The following is a 19,277-nucleotide window of genomic DNA, read 5'->3' as shown; positions in this document are numbered from 1 at the left end:
GGCGAGCCGGCCTATCCGCGCTCCCGGCGACCATCGCCGTGGGCGCGGGTAAGCGCGCGTTACGATGAGGTGGTGATTACAGGGGCCGTGCCAGGTACATCGCGGCTGGAGATAGCAACAAAAGCCGGCGAGCCACCTACTGAATGCTGATCAACGCCCGCAGATCCTCGGCGATCTGGTCCACCGGCTGATCATCACGCATGAACACCCGTATCCTGCCCTGACGATCAAAGCCGTACATGGCCGTGCCATGGTTGACCAGATAGTTGCCGTTATCGTCCGGCTCGCCATAACTGTAGGCGGTGCGATAACGCTTGGTAAGCGCGTCCAGGGCCTTCTTGTTACCGGTCAGGCCATCGATCCTCGGGCTGAAATATCCAGTGTATTTGGCCAGCAACTCCGGGCTGTCACGGCGCGGGTCCACACTCACGAACAGCACCCGAACCTGCTCGCGCTGCTCCGGCGGCAACTGCTTAAGGGCCTGGGCCAGAGCCGTCAGCGTGGTCGGGCAATAATCCGGACAATGGGTATAACCGAAGAACAACACCACCGCCTCGCCCCGATAACGGGCCTCGGTCACCGTTTCACCGTTCTCGCCGGTCAGCGAGAATTCCAGCTCCGGCATCAGGCCACTGATGTCCTTGCCATTGAACTCCACGCCCGAGGAATCACACCCCGCGCTGACCAGCATCGCCAGGGCGAGCAACGCGGCAAGAATGGAACGGACCATGTCAGCCTCCTTTTTCACTGTCGTAACGCAGGTATAAACGCAACACCACCAGGGCGCCGAGAATCGTCATCATGGCGGCGGGAATCCAGGTCAGAATGCCACCGAGCACCTGGTCCGTGGCCGGGTCCATGGCGAACGCGCGACCACACACCGCGTAAACGTCATAGAGCCCCGGTTCGGCGAAGGTAATGTAGGCGCCCAGCAGAATCTGCGGAAACAGCGCCGCCACCAGCATCAGAAAACGCACTCCGAACCGGGACGTACCGGCCCGGTCCGGGTCGCGGGGGTCCAGGATCACCAACCAGAAGATCACGCCATCCACCAGCATGGACCAGTTCATCAGTTCGTAAAGCCGCAGGCTGAGCATGGCATCGAAATGAATCGACGGCGTCAGCCAGAAGAAGATCAGGCCGACGAACAACACCGTGGCCACCACCGGATCGAACAGCACCCGGCGCACCGGCCGGAACGCCGCCGCCAGCCGGGGAAAGCGCCGGTCGCCGGCGCAGGCGGCGAATACCGGCAACGGGTTGGCCAGGGCGATCAGAAACGCCCCCAGGTGATGCAGCACCAGATGCTGGCCCCGGTGCACGAAAAACATGTAGCGCGAATAGTAATCGAACTGGGTGTGCATCACCCCGTAACACAGCAGCACCCCCAGAAAGAACGACAACGCCCGCCACGCGGAAGGCCGCTCGCCCACCGCCACCAGACGACGCCAGCCCACCAGGTAAGTCACCACCGCCACCAGAAACAGCAGCACGGTGACCGGAGACAGGATATAGGGCGTCAAGCCGCCCGACAGGGTTTGCAACATGAACAGGAACGGGCCTTCACCGTGAAGGGCCGGCGCCACCGGCCCGGATCGCGGCGCCAAGGGTGCGCCGCCGCCGGGCCGGCGTCAAGGCGGCCAACGCGGCATTTCGCCACGCCCAGGCCTCGACCTCGGGCCCTTAGGGCGTAATGGTGAAACGCAACACACCGATGATCTGGTTCTTGTCGGTGCGCACCTCCACCCGCCAGTCCCCCACCGCCGGTGCCGGCAAATGGGCCTTGTGCGACCAGGTTCGATAGCCCTCCCGGCGGCCGCCGGTGAGATGCAGGCCGATACGATCCACCCGCTCACCGTCGTGATACCAGTAGTGGCTCACCGGCTGGCCCAGCCCCAGGGGCGCGCGGATCGCGGTATAGGCATAGAGCCCGTCATCCAGCTCCGCCGCCGAAAACCGCTGGCCGGTAACCAATGGCTCCCGACTGGCCCGGTTGATACTCGCCGCCATGGCCCGCTGCTCCAGGGACAGGGTCAGCGGCGGCACCAGGGGCGCCCCCCAGAACGGCACCGTGGCGATGGCGCCGGAAAACACCACCAGCAGCACCCAGCGGTAGGCCGGCCGGGGCCCGCCCACCCGCCAGAAGCTGGGCAGCGCGAACAGAGCGGTGAGCAGCGCGGCGCCGTCCAGCGCGTAGTTGGTGGGCCATTTAAAGATCAGCGGCAACAACACCAGCAACGCCACGAACAACGCCCAGGCATGGAAGCCGAAGTACAGAGCGCGATGGCCGGCGAGCCGGAAATACAGCGGGTCGACGATGCTGACCAGGGCGGCGGTGATCACCAGGCCGGTGAACAGGAAGTACTCCGCGCCCCCGGACCACTGCAGAATCACGAACGGCAGGCTGAAGAAAAAGGCCTCCTGGTGCACGCCCTGCAGCATCAGCTTGAGCGCGCCCTGGGCCAGCGGCTCCATGGCCCCGCCCCGGAAACGGCGCAACCAGAAGTTCTCGGTGAGCAGAACCAGCCAGGTGCCGACCAGAATGGCGGTGAGCACCGCCGCCAGCCAGGGCTTGCGTTCCACCAGGAAGTAACTGGCCAGGCCCAGGGAGAAGCTGCCCACCGCCCAGAGGTGGCGAAGGCGGTAGAGAAGCGTGTTGAAGCGTTCCAGCCATCGGGCTTGCATGGTTGTTAAGGGTCCTGGGTCGTGGGTGGTGCGTGTTCGAGGGCTCAGGCTACCGGATGGTTTCGTGGGTGGCTTGTAAAAAATGGGGTGGGGCTGTTGTAGGAGCGGCTTCCGCCGCGATGGGGGTGGGTGGGGTGGGTGGTCTGGTTTGTCGTTGGGGGTGGAGGGTTTCAGAGGGGCGCCTGGCTTTGCTTCGCTCGCCGGGCTTGGGGGTTGGCGTTGGTGGGGGCTGCGTGGGGAGGTGGGTTTCAGGGGGAGCCCGGCTTTGCTTCGCTTGCCGGGCTTGGGGGTTTGGCGTGGTGCTATTCGGAAGGGCACCGGGGAGGATTGGCTCGCGGCTACGCCGCTCGGGGCTTCGCCCCGTCGCCGCTTTGCGGCGACGCCCTGCGCCGGCCCTTTGGGCCGGCTTGTCGAACCCGGGGGGTTCTCTACATACTTCCTCGGTATGCCATCTCAAACGAAAAGGCCCCGCTCCTTTTGGGAGCGGGGCCTTTTCGTTTGAGATGGCGCACCGGGGAGGATTCGAACCCCCGACCTCCTGGTTCGTAGCCAGATGCTCTATCCAACTGAGCTACCGGTGCGGGCTTGGCGGCGTTGCCGTCAAGAGGCGCGCATTATTCCCAATACCCCGGGTCCAGTCAAGCCACGGGCGGTGAATTCTTGCGCAAACGAAACGGAAAACCGCATTCAGTCGTCGTCGGTTTCCATTTGTTTTTGCAGATAATTTTCCTGGCCGACCTTGTCCATGAGCTCCAGCTGGGTTTCCAGCCAGTCGATGTGCTCTTCCTCGGAGTCCAGGATGCGGCGCAGCAGGTCGCGGGAGATGTAGTCGCGCACGGATTCGCAGTACTCGATGCCATCACGCAGATCGGGCACGGCCATTTGCTCGAGCTTGAGGTCGCATTCGAGCATTTCCCGGGTGTTTTCGCCGATCATCAGCTTGCCCAGGTCCTGCAGGTTGGGGACGCCTTCCAGGAACAGAATACGTTCACACAGCCAGTCGGCGTGTTTCATCTCGTCGATGGATTCGTGGTATTCCTTCTCGTACAAGGCGTGCAGGCCCCAGTCCTTGTACATCTTGGCGTGCAGGAAATACTGATTGATGGCGATGAGCTCGTTGCTCAACGCCCGGTTGAGGTGCTCCAGGACCTTCTTGTCGCCTTTCATGGTGCCTCTCCATTGCCGGGGAATTGGGGAACGCGCCCATTGTTGTGCAACAGGCCGGCCCCGACAAGGGCTCGCGACAAAAAAATCCAGTAAATACAACTAGTTATATAAATGAGAATCAGTCTTTACTGACATCCGGCGGGCCGGTCCCTGGCTTGGCTCGCTACCGTTTACGGTACCGTGCCTGGCTGGGCGGTCGCCGTGGCCCGGGTGGTTCCGAAGCCGGCGCGGTTCAGGCGGTCCGTGGCCAGAACTGCACGACTTCACCCCGGCCGGGGGAGAGAGAAGAGGTCGCTGGCATGGCGCTACGGGTATCACGCAATACCTGGCGGGCGTGCCGTGCACATTTGGCACACTGACTGCCAACCCCAAGTTCCCGACGAAGATCACGCAGGCTGTCGCAACCGCTTTCGGCTGCTTCCCGTATTTGGCTGTCAGTGATGCCGTTGCAGAGACATACGTACATGGCTACGCCTACTCCTCAATCTCGAAAAGCAGGTTAACCCTAATGCGAATTATTATCAACACCTTTCGGCGCGATCCGTGGCGGGGGTCAAAAACGGCGCCGCCCCCGGAATCGGGGGCGGCGGCGGGGCTGGTTCCGGTGTCCGGTCAGCTCTGCTTGGCCGGGCTGGTACGGGCCGTGGACTTACGAGCCGCGCTCTTCTTGCCAGCGGTGCTCTTGCGCGCCGTGGTCTTCTTGGCGGCGGTTTTGCGGGCCGGGCTCTTGCGCGTGGAAGTCTTCCTGGCCGCGCTCTTGCCTGCGGTGGATTTCTTCGCGGCGCTCTTCTTGGCGGTGGCTTTCCTGGCGGTGGTTTTCTTCGCCGTGCTCTTCTTGGCGCTGCTCTTCGACTTGGCGGCGGCCTTGCGCGCGGCGGTCTTGGCTTTCTGCTCCGCCTTCTTCTGAGCGGCCTTGGCTTTCTTGGCCAGCTTGCGCTCGTACTCACGCATCTTGGCGGACAGATTGCGCTGAGCGGTACGCAGCTTTTTCTTCTCGCGGGTAACCACTTTCTTCGCCGCCTGAATCTCGGCGCGAATCAGTTTGCTTTCACCACGCAGGTCCTGAAGTTTGAGCCGCTGGGTATTCATGCGACCGCGAGCGGTATCCACGGCACGCTTGGCGGCGGCGGTGGCCTTGCCCTTTACCTTGTCGCGCTTGGCGGCGAGGTCGGTACGCAATTTACCGAGCTTGCCGTTTTCTGTATCGACCTTCTTCTTGTGGCGATCGAGTCGGGCTTCCGCCTGGTCGACTTTTTTCTCCGCCTGGGTAACCGCCTTTTCCTGAAGCTTGAACTTGGCTTCGGCGTTGCTTACTGATTTCGGAACCGCCGGTGCCTTGCTGGCGGTTTGTTTGCGCGCCGTGGTCTTGGCGGCGGTGGTCTTGCGAGCGGTCGTCTTCTTACGCGTCGCTCGCTTAGTGGCTGCTTTCTTTGCTGCTCGGGCCATGATCGATCTCCTAATCTATGACGTCGTTTTTCTGCGACAGTCGGAAAGTAGCACAAAAAAAATTACGTTGGTACATTATTTGACCAGCAGCCGGCACGAATAAGTAAAAAATAAAAAAGAACCACTTTTTTGTCGGCGAAAAACAAAAAAGGGGCGCTCGATGAGTCGCCCCCTTCCAATCCATCGACATACGTTTTTCAGTTTCGCGGCAAGGCCCCCGCTATGATTCGCTCCAATGCATCGATGTGCGTGGGTCGCGCGTTCAAGGCGGGAATATAGGCAAACGATTCCCCCCCCGCGTGCAGAAAGATCTCGCGATTTTCCGAATCGATCTCCTCCAGAGTTTCCAAACAGTCGGCAGCGAAACCCGGGCACACGACCTGCACCGAGCGCACGCCGGCGGCGCCCCACTCTTCCAGGGTTTTATCGGTGTAGGGATTCAACCATTCCTGCGGTCCGAACCGCGATTGAAAGGTCACCGCCCAGGCATCGTCGCTCAGGGACAGTCGCTCGGCGATACGCGCCGCCGATTGCAGACACCGCTCGCCGTAGCGATCACCCAGTTCCTGGTAACGCTTGGGGATACCATGAAAGGAGAACAACAGCTTCTCGGCCTCGCCGTGCTGCTCACGGAAATCGCGGATGCTATCGACCATGGCATCAAGCCAGGCCGGATGTTGCCAATAATCCTTGATCAGCGTGAAGCCCGGCACTTCACGACGGCCCCGTGCCCAGTCGGCGAGCACATCGGCCACCGCTCCGGTGGTCGAGCCGGAATACTGTGGATAGAGAGGCAGAATCAAAAGATGATCGTGACCGGCGTCGGCGAGCTCGTCGAGCACCGCGGGCAAGGCCGGATAGCCGTAGGTCATGGCGTGGCGGACGGTAACGTCGAGGCGTTGGTCCAGGGCTTGGGCCTGTTGCTCGGAGACTTCGCGGATCGGTGAGTCGTCACCCCAGATCGAGGCATAGAGGCCGGCCACGCGTCGCGGCCGGAAAGGCAGAATAAACAGGCGCAGCACCCAGAACCAGACGAAGCGCGGCGCTTCCACCACGCGCGGATCGGACAAGAACTGTTTGAGATAGCGGCGCACCGCGCCCGACGTGGGGGCGTCGGGGGTGCCAAGGTTAACCAGCACCACAGCGGTTTTTTCAGATGTCATACAGGCAAGCCTCCTAGTGTGCGACCACGGCATCCAAACCGATCCAGGATCAATGATAGGTGAGCGACGCGGCGCGGTCAGCGGGTGGCGGCGAACGGGGCGGCTTTAATCACGATAACGAGACCGAAAAAAAGGGAAGCCGAAGCTTCCCCTTTTATCTCGTCGCGATGACCGCGGCCTCAGCCCTTGAGCTTGGCCATGATCCGCTGACGGATGTCCTCGACGCCGCCGACACCGGCCACGCGCACATAGGTGGGCGCGTTGGGCTCGCCGCTGTCCGCGATCTTCTGGTAGAAATCCACCAACGGGCGGGTCTGCTCCTGATACACCTCCAGGCGCTTGCGAACCGTGGCTTCCTTGTCGTCGTCACGCTGCACCAGCTCCTCGCCGGTCTGGTCGTCCTTGCCCTCTTCCTTGGGCGGATTGTGCTTGACGTGGTACACGCGACCGGAAGCCGGGTGCACGCGGCGACCGCTGAGCCGCTCGATGATCTCTTCGTCGTCGACGTCGATCTCGACCACGAAATCAATATTGATACCCCCATCCACCAGCGCCTGGGCCTGGGGAATGGTGCGCGGGAAACCGTCGAACAGGAAACCGTTCTTGCAATCGTCCTGGGCGATGCGTTCCTTGACCAGGCCGAGAATGATGTCGTCGGAAACCAGGCCACCGGCGTCCATGACCTTTTTCGCTTCCAGTCCCAGGGGCGTGCCTGCCTTCACCGCGGCACGGAGCATGTCGCCGGTGGAAATCTGGGGAATGGAAAATTCGTCCTTGATGAACTGCGCCTGAGTGCCCTTACCCGCACCGGGCGCGCCAAGCAGGATGACACGCATAGACTTCTCCGAATTGCCGCGAATGGGAAGGTTCCCCCTTTCCCGAAGGGGGACGACTTTACCGTGCGGGTCGGGCTGGCACAAGGGCGACCTTGGTACCATCGCCGCCCGCGGGGCCGCTCAGGGCGCCAGTGTCAGCCGCGCCGCCGGGCTCTCCCCAAGCGCCAGCGGCACCGGTTCGGTGCCCAGCCGCGCCTGTTCCACATTGGAGCCCGGCGCCGGCGTATAGCGTGCCGCCACCCGCAGGACCTCCAGGTTTTCCGGGTAACCCTGCAGCCAGTCCGACGGCGTCAGGGTCACGGTAACGGGAAACGATTCCACCAGCACGCGGCGCGCCGCCAACGGCTGGCCGCCCTCGCCCTGACGGCGCAGGAACACGAACAGGGTGCCGCCATCGGGCAGATCCGGGGCGTCCACGGTAACGCTCAGATTGGCCAGCTTGTCACCGCGCTCCTTCTGCTCCTCGGCGCGGGCCAGCCCCTGGCGAATCAAGCGGCCGGCTTCGCCCTCGCCGTGGCGCGCCAGCAGCGCGCGCCAGGATTGCGCCGCCAGGTCGAAACGGCGCGCTTCGGTGGCGGCCATGGCGCGCAGCATCAAGGCGCCGTCATGCTGGGGCTGGTCATCCAGCACACGCTGGATCTGGGCATCGGCTTCGTCGCTGAGCCGGCCCTGGTTCTGGGCAATCATGCCGCGCGCCAACAACAGGCGGGCGCCGTCGTCGTCCGGGTCCAGCGCCAGGGCGCGACGGGCCGCTTCCTGGGCCTGGGCCGGCGCGCCAAGCTGATCGTAGAGCAGGCCGAGGGTGTACCAGCCCGGCTGGCTCGGGTCCCGGGCCAGCCGCGATTGCAGCACCCGGGTGAGCGCCTGGGCGGAGATATCATGGTCATTCTCGCTCGGGCCCTCGCCGCGAATCACGCGCCGGGCAACGTCATCGTAGCGGTTCTGCTCGGCGAGCCAGCCGGCGGTTTCCGGGTGCAGCCCCAGGGTCAGATAGCCCAGCCCGGCCAGCACCACCACCAGCAGCGGCAGCGCCAGGCCCCGCCAGGACACCGGCTCGCCGGCGCGCAGCCGCTCGCGCCGCCACAATCCGAAACACACCAGAACCGCCAGCAGCAGCACCAGCGGCAGAATCACGAACAAAGTCATTCGGGGTCGTCCTCCTCCACGCGACGGCTGGCGCGGCGGGCCAGCAACAGAATGCCCAGGCCACCCAGGATCAGCAGCGACACCGGGCCCACCCAGAGAATGGCGGTGCGTTCGTTGACCGGCGGGCGGTAACTGACGAAATCGCCGTAACGGGCGACGAAGAACTCAACGATCTCCTCGTTGCTACGGCCATCGCGAATCATGCGCGCCACCCGCTCGCGCATATCCCGGGCGATCTCCGCGTCGGAGTCGGCGATGCTCTGGTTCTGGCACTTGGGGCAGCGCAGTTCCTCGGTGAGCCGGTGGAAACGGTCCTGCTGGGCGGTGTCGTCGAACTGGTAGATATCAATGGCGGCCCGCAGCGGCGCCGTCAGCAGCAGGGTCAGCAGAACCAGCGCGCGGATCATCACGGGCCTCCCAGCGGATTGCCCGCCTGGCGCAGTACCGGCGCGAACTTTTCGTCCCAGGCGCGCTGGTTCATCTCGCCCACGTGGCGCAGCACGATCTCCCCGCGCGGATTGATCAGGAAGGTTTCCGGAGCGCCGTAAACGCCCAGGTCCAGCCCCAGCTGGCCATCGGCATCGACGATCACCTCGGTGAAGGGGTTGCCGTAGCGGGCCAGGTAGTCGCGGGCCTTGTCGTCCTCGTCCTTGTAGTCCATGCCGACAATGGGCACGCCGCGTTCCGCCAGTTCCAGCAGATAGGGGTGCTCCACATAGCAGGTAGGGCACCAGGTGCCCCACACATTGAGCAGTTGCCACTGGCCGTGCAGCCGCTCCTCGCTGAGAGTGTCGCCGGACAGCAGCGACGGTTTGGAGAACTCCGGCACCGGCTTGCCGGCCAGCGCCGAAGGCAGCTCCTCCGGATTACGGCCCAGGCCGCTGGCAAGCAGGATCGCCAGGGCGACAAAGCCGACCAGCGGCACGAACACCCACAGGCTGGTGGTCTTCTTACTCATAGGCCGGTTCCTCCTCGCGGCGACCGATCTTCTTGCGATAGCGCGCGTCGGTGAGCGCCAGACCGCCCCCCAGAGCCATGATCAGCGCGCCCAGCCAGATCCACCGCACCATGGGCTTGTAGTAGATGCGCACGGCCCAGGCGTCGCCCTCCAGCGGTTCGCCCAGGGCCACGTACAGATCACGCATCAGCCGACCGTCGATGGCCGCCTCGGTCATTACCTGGCCGCTGGCCCGGTAGGTGCGTTTCTCCGGGTTCATCTCGGTGACCACTTCACCATCGCGGCTGACCACGAAGTGGCCCTTGCGGGAATCGAAATTGGGGCCCCGATAGGCGCTCAACTGGTCGAACTCGAAGCGGTAGCCACCCACCTCGGCCACGTCGCCGGGGGCCATGCGCACGTCGCGCTCCACCTCGTGGTAGCTGACCACGGTGATGCCGGCCACCAGCACCGCCAGACCACAATGGGCCAGCACCATGCCATAGTAGCCGCGCCCAAGCTTGCCCAGGCCAACCGCCAGCCCCTGACCATAGGCCAGCGCCCGGCGCACCAGGTCGTCCAGATGGGCGAGCACCACGAACAGCGCCAGCATGATCGCCAGTGTGCCCACCCAGGGGGTGTCGCCGGGCAGCCGTGAGGCCAGGAAACCGGCCACCAGGGCCGCCGGCACCAGCCACAGCAGGCGGCGCGCCACGGCGCCGCCGTCCTGGCGCTTCCAGTTGCTCATCACGCCGGGCACCAGCAACACCATGAGCAGCAACGCCAGGGGCACGAAGAAGCCGTTGAAATAAGGGCTGCGGATCGAGACCTTGATGTCCAGCGCCTCGCCGAGCAGCGGGTAAAGCGTGCCCAGCAGTACCGCCGAGGCGGCCACCAGCAGCATCAGGTTATTGCCCAGCAGGAAGGTCTCCCGGGACATCAGCTTAAAGCCGCCCTTGCCTTCCAACTGCCCGGCGCGCAGCGCGAACAGGGTCAGCGCGCCGCCGGCCACTACCGCCAGGAACGCCAGGATGAAGGCGCCCCGGCTGGGGTCGTTGGCGAAGGCGTGCACCGAGGTCAGCACCCCGGAACGGACCAGGAAGGTGCCCAGCAGGCTCAGCGAGAACGCCACGATGGCCAGCAGCACGGTCCAGGCACGGAACAGGTTGCGCTTCTCGCTCACCGCCAGGGAATGAATCAGGGCGGTGCCGGCCAGCCAGGGCATCAGCGAGGCGTTTTCCACCGGGTCCCAGAACCACCAGCCGCCCCAGCCCAGCTCGTAGTAGGCCCACCAGGAGCCCAGGGCGATGCCGACGGTGAGAAAGCACCAGGCCACGGTGGTCCAGGGCCGCGCCCAGCGCGCCCAGGCCGGGTCCAGGTTGCCGGCCATCAGCCCGGCGACGGCGAACGCGAAAGCCACCGAGAACCCCACGTAGCCCATGTACAGCATGGGCGGATGGACGATCAGGCCCGGGTCCTGAAGCAGCGGGTTAAGGTCGGCGCCGTCGATGGGGAACCACGGCAGGGAGCGGTCAAAGGGGTTGGAGGTGAGCAGCATGAAGGCCAGGAAGCCCACCGCGATCATGCCCATGACCGCCAGCACCCGGACCACCATGTCCAGAGGCACCTTGCGGCTGAACAGACCGACCAGCGCGGTCCAGCCGCCCAGCATCCAGGCCCACAGCAGCAGCGAGCCCTCATGGCCGCCCCAGATCGCCGACAGGCGGTAGCCCAGCGGCAGCTCGGAGTTGCTGTGGTTGGCCACGTAGGTGATCGAGAAGTCGTTGATGTAGAAGCCGTAGCCCAGCGCCACGATGGCCACCGTCAGGGCCAGCCACTGCAGCCAGGCCAGGGGCCGCGCGTACTGCTGCCAGGCCACCACACGGCGATGGACGCCGATCAGGGGAAAGATCGCCAGGACCAGGGCCGTCGCCATGGCCACCCACAGGGAAAGATGTCCGATTTCCGCCGCCACTTGTACCTCCGGCTGGTATGCGCGCGCGCATCATCGACGGAGCACCGCCGCTTTGCAAGCCCGCCTTCACGCCCCCACGCCCGATCCCGGCATGCCTTGACCGTGGACATATTTTGAGACGCTTACCGTTCGTCCCTGGTGAAAGCGCTCTGCTACCATGTCAAATTCGTGAAAGGTCGACACGGTGTAAACTAAGAGTCATCCGGCAACCCTATACTGTTAACCCGGTTCGCGTCGGTCCCGCCGGGGGCCGCCCGCTGCCGACCCGATTTACGTGGAGTCAAAGGTTTGAATCCTAGCAATCCCAACGACGGCAACGTCGACAGACAATCATCCTACTCACGCGAGGACCTGCTCGCCTGCGCCCATGGGGAGCTGTTCGGCCCCGGCAACGCGCGCCTGCCGCTGCCCAATATGCTGATGATGGACCGCATCGTCCACATCGCCGAGACTGGTGGCAGCTACGGCAAGGGTGAAATCGTGGCGGAATTGGACATCCATCCGGACCTTTGGTTCTTCCAATGCCACTTCGAGAGCGATCCGGTGATGCCGGGCTGCCTGGGCCTGGACGCCACCTGGCAGCTGCTGGGCTTCCACCTGGGCTGGCTCGGCAACCCCGGTCGCGGCCGCGCCCTGGGCGTGGGTCAGGTGAAGTTTTCCGGCCAGGTGCTGCCCACCGCCAAGAAACTCACCTACCGGATCAATATCAAAAGAGTGATCGCCCGCAAGCTCACCATGGGCATCGCCGACGCCACCGTATCCGTGGACGGCAATGACATTTATCAGGCCGACGACCTGCGGGTGGGCCTGTTCACTTCGACGGAAGGTTTTTGAGCGCGGCCGCGTTGAAGACGACCCTGTTATCTTGATGGAGCACTAGTATGCGACGCGTTGTGATTACCGGCATGGGCATCGTTTCCTGCCTGGGCAACGATGCCGATACCGTATCCCGGGCCCTGCGAGAGAGCCGCTCCGGCATCCGCTTCAAGGAAGCCTATAAGGAAATAGGCATGCGCAGCCAGGTGGCGGGGACGCCTGAAATCGACCTGGATGAACACATTGACCGCAAGCCACGCCGCTTCATGGGCGACGCGGCCGCTTTCGCCTACGTGGCGATGCAGAAAGCGATCGCCGACGCCGGCCTGGAGGCCGACGAGATCAGCAATGAGCGCACCGGCCTGATCGCCGGGTCCGGCGGCCATTCCTCGGAAAACCAGGTGGCCGCCGCCGACATCGCCCGCGAGCGCGGCGTCAAGCGCGTGGGCCCGTACATGGTGCCCCGGGTGATGGCGAGCACGGTGTCCGCCTGCCTGGCCACGCCGTTCAAGATCAAGGGCGTGAACTACTCCATCGCCAGTGCCTGCGCCACCAGCGCCCACTGCATCGGCAACGCCGTGGAGCAGATCCAGCTCGGCAAGCAGGATATGATCTTCGCCGGCGGCGGCGAGGAGGAACACTGGACCCTGAGCTGCCTGTTCGACGGCATGGGCGCCCTCTCCACCAAATACAACGACACTCCGGAAACCGCCTCCCGAGCCTATGACGCCAGCCGCGACGGCTTCGTCATCGCCGGCGGCGGCGGCATGGTGGTGGTCGAGGAACTGGAGCACGCCAAGGCCCGCGGCGCGCGCATTCTCGCCGAGGTGGTGGGCTATGGCGCCACCAGCGACGGCCACGACATGGTGGCCCCCAACGGCGAGGGCGCGGCACGCTGCATGCGCCAGGCGCTGGCCAACGTGGACGGCACGGTGGATTACATCAACGCCCACGGCACCAGCACTCCGGTCGGTGACGTGGCCGAGTTGAAGGCGATCCACGAGGTGTTTGGCGACCAGGTGCCCGCGATCAGCTCCACCAAGAGCCTCACCGGCCACAGCCTGGGCGCCGCCGGCGTTCAGGAAGCGATCTACTGCCTGCTGATGATGCGCGACGGCTTCCAGGCCGCTTCCGCCAACATCACCGAGCTGGACGAGCTGGCCGAGGGCCTGCCGATTCTGCGTGAAACCGTGGAAACGCGACCCGAGCTGGTGCTCAGCAACAGCTTCGGCTTCGGCGGCACCAACGCCTCCCTGGCGCTGAAACGCTGGGAATGATCCGAGCATCGCCTCGAACACAAAAAAGCCCGCCAATGGCGGGCTTTTTTGTGGGCGGGTGGTTGGTTGATCGCGGCTGAAGCCGCTCCTACGGCTCCAGCGCGGCAGGAGCGGCTTCAGCCGAGATTCACTGCAAACCCTAGAACTTGTGCTCCATGCCCACGGAGAACAGGTTGCCGCTGTCATCGCTGTCGACACCGCCCGGGTAGGTGACGGTGGCGTCCGAGCCGGAAAGCAGCGCGTACACCTTGGTGCCACGGGCCAGCTTGTAGTCGGCGCCCACCACCAGAATGTCGCTCTCGTAGCCGAAGTCGTCGCCGTCCACGCGACCGGCCTGTGCCTTGAGGGTCAGACGCGGCGGCAGGCGCCAGCCGGCGCTGACCAGGTAGGAGGTGCTGTCGGCGCGGTCCAGGCCGGCCTGATCCGGGTCCAGCCGGACATGTTCCACCAGGGCGCCCAGGTCCACCGCGCCCACGGTCACGCCGAGGGCGCCGCGCAGCAACTCCAGATCGGCGGCCACCGCCGCCGGCGGCGCGGCCGGGTTATCCACTTCCAGATAGCTGCTTTCGTAGGCCACGGCGGCGTACAGATTGTCCGGATTCCAGGTGGCGGACAGCGCCCAGGTATCCGCCAGGCCGTCCTTTTCCTCGTCGCCCACTTCATCGGCTTCGCCGGGCGCGATCTGGGCGCGCAGCACCAGGTCACCCCAGTTCGGGCTTTTCCAGTTGAGGGTGTCGTCGTTGCGACGCTGACCATAGAAGTAGTGACCCAGGTCGGCGGCGGTGTTGTTGAACTGGTCCACCCGACCCTCGGCCATTTTCACCGGGCTGTCGTAGCGACCGGCGAACACATCACCGAACGGCGTGCCCAGGCCAACGAAGCTGTTACGGGTGTTGAAGGTGTCGCCATCGCCGTCCGCGTTGTAGCCGACTTCGAGCTGATAGATGACACTCAGCGGCGTCACGTCCAGAGCCTCGCGGCCACGGATGCCCAGCCGCGAGGCATTGCTGCCCACGAACCAGCCGTCTTCCAGCGGCGTGTCACCGGCGGCGACGTCGTTGTAGGCTCCCGGCAGCCCACCTTCACGATAATCCGACAGGCGGTCCAGGCTGATATTGATACGTCCGTAGAATTCCGGCGCGGCGGCGGCGGACAACGGCAAGCCGATTGCCAGAGCGGAGAGCCCCAGCCAGGTCACTGATCGCATTTCCCTTCCCTCTTTTCGCTGGTTTTCAGGGTGGCCAACTATATGACCGTTACATGACAAAACCAAAGAAGGAAGGGGTATAAGAACATTCCAGCCCCGCCGACGACGAAATGGCCCGAACGTCCATGCAAAAAAAGACCCGCCAAGGCGGGCCACGCTGTCACTTGCGTCGAGGAAAACACCGGGCGGTGGGCCCGCCCGGTAAAGGTTGCACTTAAAGTGGCTTAGAACTTGTGTTCCATGCCCACGCCCAGGGTGCGCTGCTCTTCTTCGTCACCGGTGGCGCCGTCTTCGTAGGTCAGGTTGTTGAAGTAGGCGTAAACCTTGCTGTTCTTGGCCAGCTTGTAGTCCGCGCCGAAGGCGTACTGGGTGCCTTCGTTGTCGGTCTGGTCGCCATCAACCATGCCGTATTGAGCTTTCAGTTTGACGCGATCGATCTTGAACGCGCCGCTGACCACATAGCTGGTCTCTTCACCGTCGCCTTCTGATTCCTCGGCCAGCTGGTACAGAGCACCCAGCTCGAACTGGCTGATGGCCAGGCCGGCGGCCAGTCGGGTTACGTCGATGACCGGGGAAGTGCCGGTTTCGTCGACGATCAGTTCGTCCTGCATGTCGGTGTCGCGGGACACGGCGGCGTAGAAGGCGTCTTTTTCCAGCACCAGGGAGATGGAGGTGCTGTCGGCCAGGCCGTTTTCATTCTCGCCGTCGCCGTCGAAGTCATCGCTGTCTTCGTTGGGGATAAAGGCCAGATTCAGGGTAACCATGTCGGCCAGCTTCGGGGTGCTGTACTGAATGATGTTGGACACCCGGTTCTCGCCGGCGGCGATGTTCTTGATGTCACCGCTCAGGTCGTTGAACTGATCCACGTCCATTTGCGCGAGCTTGGTGGGGGTGTCGAATTTACCGGCTTTCAGGGTACCGAAAGCGCCTTTGAAACCACCGAAGATGTTGCGCTGGGCGAAGGTCTGGCCGCCTTTGTCGCCGTCGTCCACGCTGATTTCGAATTCAGCCTGATAAATCGCTTTCAGATCGGCCACGTCCAGATCGAAGTCGCCTTTCACGCCGATACGGGAAGCGTTGCTGTTCAGCTCCCACTCGTCGTCGTTATTCGGCGCGCCGGGACCCGGATCGTAGTCCTGGTTTTCCAGGGAAACGTTGACCTTGCCGTACACTTTCGGACCGTCGGCCTGGGCCATCCCCGGCACCATCGGTGCAGCGAGAGCCGCCCCCACAGCGATCGCAAGCAGGTTCTTTTTCATCGGAGCATCTCCTTCAATCAGGCAATATTGAAAAGCAGGGGATGCGCCGGGCCGCGCCCGAAACATCCTGAGTGCTTGGGCGTGGAGTATGGGGAGGCTCGATGACCGAAAAGTTTCTGTAATGTTAAGATTTTATGGCAGCCCCCGGAGGGGCCGGAGGGACGGACTTCAGGAGGTTTTCTTGGCCTCGCGCCAGAGCGCGTCGAGGCCGGCTTCGTCGTAATCACCGAGGGGCGCCTCGGCGAGGTGCTCGACCCGCCGGAAGCGCCGCTCGAACTTGTCCGACGCCCGGCGCAGAGCCAGGTCCGGATCAAGCTTGAGGTGCCGCGCCAGATTCACCAGGGTGAAGAACACATCGCCCAGCTCGTCCTCGATAGCGTCCCGGTCGCCCTCTTCCAGGGCCCGGTCCAGTTCCGCCAGCTCCAGGCCCACCTGGTCACGCACCGGGCCGCGCTGGCGCCAGTCGAAGCCCACCTTGGAGGCTTTCTTCTGCAGCTTATGAGCCCTTTGCAGCGCCGGCAGCCCCTCGGGCACGCCATCCAGGGCGGAGGCGTGTTCACGTCCCTTGCGGGCCCGCTCCCCGGCTTTGATGACCTCCCAATTGACCTTCACCGCCTCGGCGTCGACGGCGCCGTCATCGCCAGACACCCCCTGCTCGCCGAACACATGGGGGTGGCGGCGAATCATCTTCTCATTCAGCACCGCCACCACGTCGGTGAAGTCGAACAATCCCTGTTCCCGGGCCATCTGCGAATGGAACACCACCTGCAGCAGCAGGTCGCCGAGTTCCTCGCGCAGCTCCGGATAGTCCCGGCGGGCCACCGCCTCGGCCACCTCGAAGGCTTCTTCCACCGTGTAGGGCACCACGGTGTCGAAGGTCTGCTCAAGATCCCAAGGGCAGCCACCGTCCGGATCGCGCAAGCGCGCCATGATGGCGAGCAGTTCGGCAATGGCGGCTTCGGAGGAAGGTCGGGAGTGATCGGACATGGGAACGCTCCGGGTAAAAAGACGATTCAGGATACAGGGGCGACTTTCCGTGGCGGCGATTTGTAGGAGCGACTTCAGTCGCGATTATCCGCGCTGGTCGCGACTGAAGTCGCTCCTACAAGTCACGCCTACTTCTTGTAGCGGCGCACTTCGAGAACACCCTTGAGCTGGTCCATCTTGGCCAGCACCTTGCCCAGCCCTCCCAGGGAGGCTATCTCCAGGGTCAGCAGCATGGTGGCGGTGTTGTCCTCGGTGTGCGACTGGGTGTGCACGGCGGTGACATTGACCTTCTCGTTGGCGAGCACCGCGATCACGTCACGCAGCAGGCCCTGACGGTCCCACGCACGCAGGAAGATATCCACCGGGTAAAGGATGCGGTCCGCCTCGCCCCAGCTCACCTCGATCACCCGGTTCGGGTCCTCGCCCTGCATCGCCAGCAGGTTATGGCAGTCGGCGCGATGCACGGTGACACCGCGCCCCTGGGTGATGAACCCCATCACCGGGTCGCCGGGCACCGGCTTGCAGCAGGCCGCCATGTGGGTGAGCAGGTTGCCCACCCCCTGGATGGTGACGTCGCCGGATTCCGAGGCCTTGGAGCGCGCCGGCACGAATTCCAGCTGCTGCTGCGGGTCCTCGGGCATCAGCGCCTGAGCCTGGTTGACCACGTGGCCGGGGCGCAGATCGCCGGCGCCCAGGGCCGCCAGCACGTCGTTGCCGGCCTTCAGATTGAGCTGCGGGGCGAGCAGATCCAGATCGATGCGATCCAGGGCCAGGCGCGACATTTCCCTCTCCAGGATGGCGCGCCCCTGGGCGATGTGCACTTCCCGGTCCTGGCGTTTGAACCATTGCTGGATGCGCGCCCGCGCCGAGGAAGTGGCCACGTAATTCAGCGACGGCGTCAGCCAGTCGCGGCTCGGGCCACCTTCCTTGGCGGTGAGAATTTCCACCTGCTCACCGGTTTGCAGGTTGTAGTTAAGCGGCACGATCTGGCCGTTCACCTTGGCGCCCCGGCAGCGATGCCCCACCTCGGTGTGAATGTGGTAGGCGAAATCCACCGGCGTGGCGCCGGCTTCCAGATCCACCACGTGCCCGTCCGGGGTGAACACGTAAACCCGGTCGCTGACCAGCCCGTGCTTGAGCTCATCGATCATGGTGGTGGCGTTGTCGCCCAGTTCCTCGTGCCACTCCAGCACCTGGCGCAGCCAGGCGATGCGCTGCTCGTAGGACTGGGTGCGCCGGCCCGCCTTGCTGCCTTCCTTGTAGCGCCAGTGGGCGCACACGCCCAGCTCCGCCTCTTCGTGCATATCGAAGGTACGGATCTGCACTTCCAGCATTTTGCGGCCCGGGCCCACCACCGCGGTGTGCAGGCTCTGGTAGCCGTTTTCCTTGGGGCTGGCGATGTAGTCGTCGAATTCCTTGGGCACGTGTTTCCACAGGGAGTGGACGATGCCCAGGGCGGCGTAGCAGTCGCGCATTTCGCGCACCAGCACGCGCACCGCGCGCACGTCGTAGACCTCGCCGAAATCCAGGTGCTTCTTCTGCATCTTCCGCCAGATGCTGTAGATGTGCTTGGCGCGGCCGTACACCTGGGCGCCCTTGATGCCATTGCGCTCCAGGTGGCCGCGCAGGCTGGAGATCACCTCGTCGATGTAGTGCTCGCGATCAAGCCGCTTCTCGTCGAGCAGCCGGGCCACCTTCTTGTAGGCACCGGGCTGCAGGTAACGGAACGACAGGTCCTCCAGCTCCCACTTGAGCTGACCGACGCCCAGGCGGTGAGCCAGAGGCGCGTAGATGTCGAAGACCTCCCGGGCCACCTTCTGCTGGCGTTCCGGATCGGACTCCTTCACCGCGCGGATGATCACGGTCCGCTCGGCCAGCTTGACCAGGGCCACGCGCACATCGTCGACCATGGCCAGCAGCATCTTGCGGATGTTATCAAGCTGCCCGTCCTGCTGGCCGAGCACCGCCTTGCGGGTGGGGTTCAGGGAGGTGCTGATGGCGGCCATGCGCAACACGCCCTCGATCAGCGTGGCCAGCGGCGCGCCGAATTCCTTCTCCACTTCCAGCAGGGAGAGCTGGCCCTCGCGGACCGCCCGGTACAGCACCGCCGCGGGCAGGGCCTCGGCGTCGGCGCCCAGGTCGGCGAGCACGTCCGCCATCTCCAGGCCAATGGCCAGGCAACCCTTGCCATAGGGCCAGTGGCCGCCGGCGGCCTCGCCGGCGCGTTCGCATTGTTCCGCCCGGGCGCAAGCGCGCTCCAGGGTGTCCCGGTCACGGACCGGGACACGGGCGGTAAGTTGTTCCAGCCATGCGCGCCAGTCCCGGGCTTCGACCTCGTCGGGCTGTTGCCGGCGTACGGTTACCATTGCAATTCCT

18 protein-coding genes and 1 tRNA gene are annotated in these 19,277 nt (G+C 64.3%); 2 read left to right on the top strand and 17 right to left on the bottom strand.

Going from position 1 to position 19,277, the window contains the following annotated elements:
• Positions 1-136 precede the first annotated feature (136 nt).
• From ACLD02_RS07600 to ACLD02_RS07540, 13 genes are all read right to left on the bottom strand, one after another.
• Positions 137-730, bottom strand: coding sequence for an SCO family protein (locus tag ACLD02_RS07600; RefSeq protein ID WP_410298346.1), 594 nt, complete (start codon positions 728-730; stop codon positions 137-139).
• Between the two features lies 1 nt (position 731).
• The gene (locus ACLD02_RS07595) at positions 732-1,607 is read right to left on the bottom strand and encodes a cytochrome c oxidase assembly protein (RefSeq protein ID WP_410298345.1); all 876 of its coding nucleotides are present in this window, start codon (positions 1,605-1,607) and stop codon (positions 732-734) included.
• A gap of 76 nt (positions 1,608-1,683) precedes the next feature.
• Positions 1,684-2,685 carry a DUF5924 family protein gene (locus ACLD02_RS07590; RefSeq protein WP_203100443.1) on the bottom strand — a complete coding sequence of 334 codons (1,002 nt, stop codon included), beginning with the start codon at positions 2,683-2,685 and terminating at the stop codon, positions 1,684-1,686.
• Between the two features lie 504 nt (positions 2,686-3,189).
• Positions 3,190-3,266, bottom strand: a tRNA-Arg gene (locus ACLD02_RS07585).
• 106 nt (positions 3,267-3,372) lie between these two features.
• The gene (bfr, locus tag ACLD02_RS07580) at positions 3,373-3,852 is read right to left on the bottom strand and encodes a bacterioferritin (protein ID WP_194296652.1); all 480 of its coding nucleotides are present in this window, start codon (positions 3,850-3,852) and stop codon (positions 3,373-3,375) included.
• Between the two features lie 232 nt (positions 3,853-4,084).
• A complete protein-coding gene (locus tag ACLD02_RS07575; protein ID WP_203100441.1) occupies positions 4,085-4,318 on the bottom strand; it encodes a bacterioferritin-associated ferredoxin in 234 nt (77 codons plus the stop codon).
• 146 nt (positions 4,319-4,464) lie between these two features.
• The gene (locus ACLD02_RS07570; RefSeq protein ID WP_410298344.1) at positions 4,465-5,298 is read right to left on the bottom strand and encodes a hypothetical protein; all 834 of its coding nucleotides are present in this window, start codon (positions 5,296-5,298) and stop codon (positions 4,465-4,467) included.
• 197 nt (positions 5,299-5,495) lie between these two features.
• Complete coding sequence (gene hemH, locus ACLD02_RS07565) at positions 5,496-6,461, bottom strand: ferrochelatase (RefSeq protein ID WP_410298343.1); 966 nt, start codon at positions 6,459-6,461, stop codon at positions 5,496-5,498.
• Between the two features lie 179 nt (positions 6,462-6,640).
• Positions 6,641-7,297 (bottom strand): adenylate kinase, encoded by a 657-nt coding sequence (adk, locus tag ACLD02_RS07560; RefSeq protein WP_203100435.1) that lies wholly within the window; start codon positions 7,295-7,297, stop codon positions 6,641-6,643.
• Positions 7,298-7,417: 120 nt separating this feature from the next.
• Positions 7,418-8,443: a tetratricopeptide repeat protein gene (locus ACLD02_RS07555; protein ID WP_238400796.1), complete on the bottom strand. Its 1,026-nt coding sequence runs from the start codon at positions 8,441-8,443 to the stop codon at positions 7,418-7,420.
• Positions 8,440-8,850, bottom strand: coding sequence for a cytochrome c-type biogenesis protein (locus ACLD02_RS07550; protein ID WP_203100433.1), 411 nt, complete (start codon positions 8,848-8,850; stop codon positions 8,440-8,442). Before ACLD02_RS07550 ends, ACLD02_RS07555 begins: the two co-directional genes overlap by 4 nt.
• The gene (locus tag ACLD02_RS07545; protein ID WP_203100431.1) at positions 8,850-9,401 is read right to left on the bottom strand and encodes a DsbE family thiol:disulfide interchange protein; all 552 of its coding nucleotides are present in this window, start codon (positions 9,399-9,401) and stop codon (positions 8,850-8,852) included. The genes ACLD02_RS07550 and ACLD02_RS07545 overlap by 1 nt, the downstream gene beginning before the upstream one ends.
• Positions 9,394-11,355, bottom strand: a complete 1,962-nt coding sequence (locus tag ACLD02_RS07540; RefSeq protein ID WP_203100430.1) for a heme lyase CcmF/NrfE family subunit — start codon at positions 11,353-11,355, stop codon at positions 9,394-9,396. The genes ACLD02_RS07545 and ACLD02_RS07540 overlap by 8 nt, the downstream gene beginning before the upstream one ends.
• 288 nt (positions 11,356-11,643) lie before the next feature.
• Here ACLD02_RS07540 and fabA point away from each other — a divergent pair, with 288 nt between their 5' ends.
• Both fabA and fabB read left to right on the top strand, forming a co-directional pair.
• A complete protein-coding gene (gene fabA / locus ACLD02_RS07535) occupies positions 11,644-12,189 on the top strand; it encodes a 3-hydroxyacyl-[acyl-carrier-protein] dehydratase FabA (RefSeq protein ID WP_203100428.1) in 546 nt (181 codons plus the stop codon).
• Between the two features lie 47 nt (positions 12,190-12,236).
• Positions 12,237-13,448, top strand: coding sequence for a beta-ketoacyl-ACP synthase I (fabB, locus tag ACLD02_RS07530; protein ID WP_410298342.1), 1,212 nt, complete (start codon positions 12,237-12,239; stop codon positions 13,446-13,448).
• A gap of 139 nt (positions 13,449-13,587) precedes the next feature.
• On the opposite strand, the gene ACLD02_RS07525 is transcribed toward fabB, so the two are convergent.
• From ACLD02_RS07525 to relA, 4 genes are all read right to left on the bottom strand, one after another.
• Complete coding sequence (locus ACLD02_RS07525) at positions 13,588-14,655, bottom strand: porin (protein ID WP_410298341.1); 1,068 nt, start codon at positions 14,653-14,655, stop codon at positions 13,588-13,590.
• Positions 14,656-14,879: 224 nt separating this feature from the next.
• On the bottom strand, positions 14,880-15,914 hold the full coding sequence (locus tag ACLD02_RS07520; protein WP_203104589.1) for a porin: 1,035 nt from the start codon (positions 15,912-15,914) through the stop codon (positions 14,880-14,882).
• A 168-nt stretch (positions 15,915-16,082) separates the two neighbouring features.
• Positions 16,083-16,901: a nucleoside triphosphate pyrophosphohydrolase gene (gene mazG / locus ACLD02_RS07515; RefSeq protein WP_410298340.1), complete on the bottom strand. Its 819-nt coding sequence runs from the start codon at positions 16,899-16,901 to the stop codon at positions 16,083-16,085.
• 128 nt (positions 16,902-17,029) lie between these two features.
• The gene (gene relA / locus ACLD02_RS07510; RefSeq protein ID WP_203104593.1) at positions 17,030-19,267 is read right to left on the bottom strand and encodes a GTP diphosphokinase; all 2,238 of its coding nucleotides are present in this window, start codon (positions 19,265-19,267) and stop codon (positions 17,030-17,032) included.
• Positions 19,268-19,277: the final 10 nt, after the last annotated feature.

Source organism: Alloalcanivorax sp. C16-2, assembly GCF_046507615.1.
Classification (GTDB): domain Bacteria; phylum Pseudomonadota; class Gammaproteobacteria; order Pseudomonadales; family Alcanivoracaceae; genus Alloalcanivorax; species Alloalcanivorax marinus_A.
The sequence above is the reverse complement of the archived record's forward strand: the minus strand, read 5'-3'. Positions and strand labels throughout refer to the sequence as shown.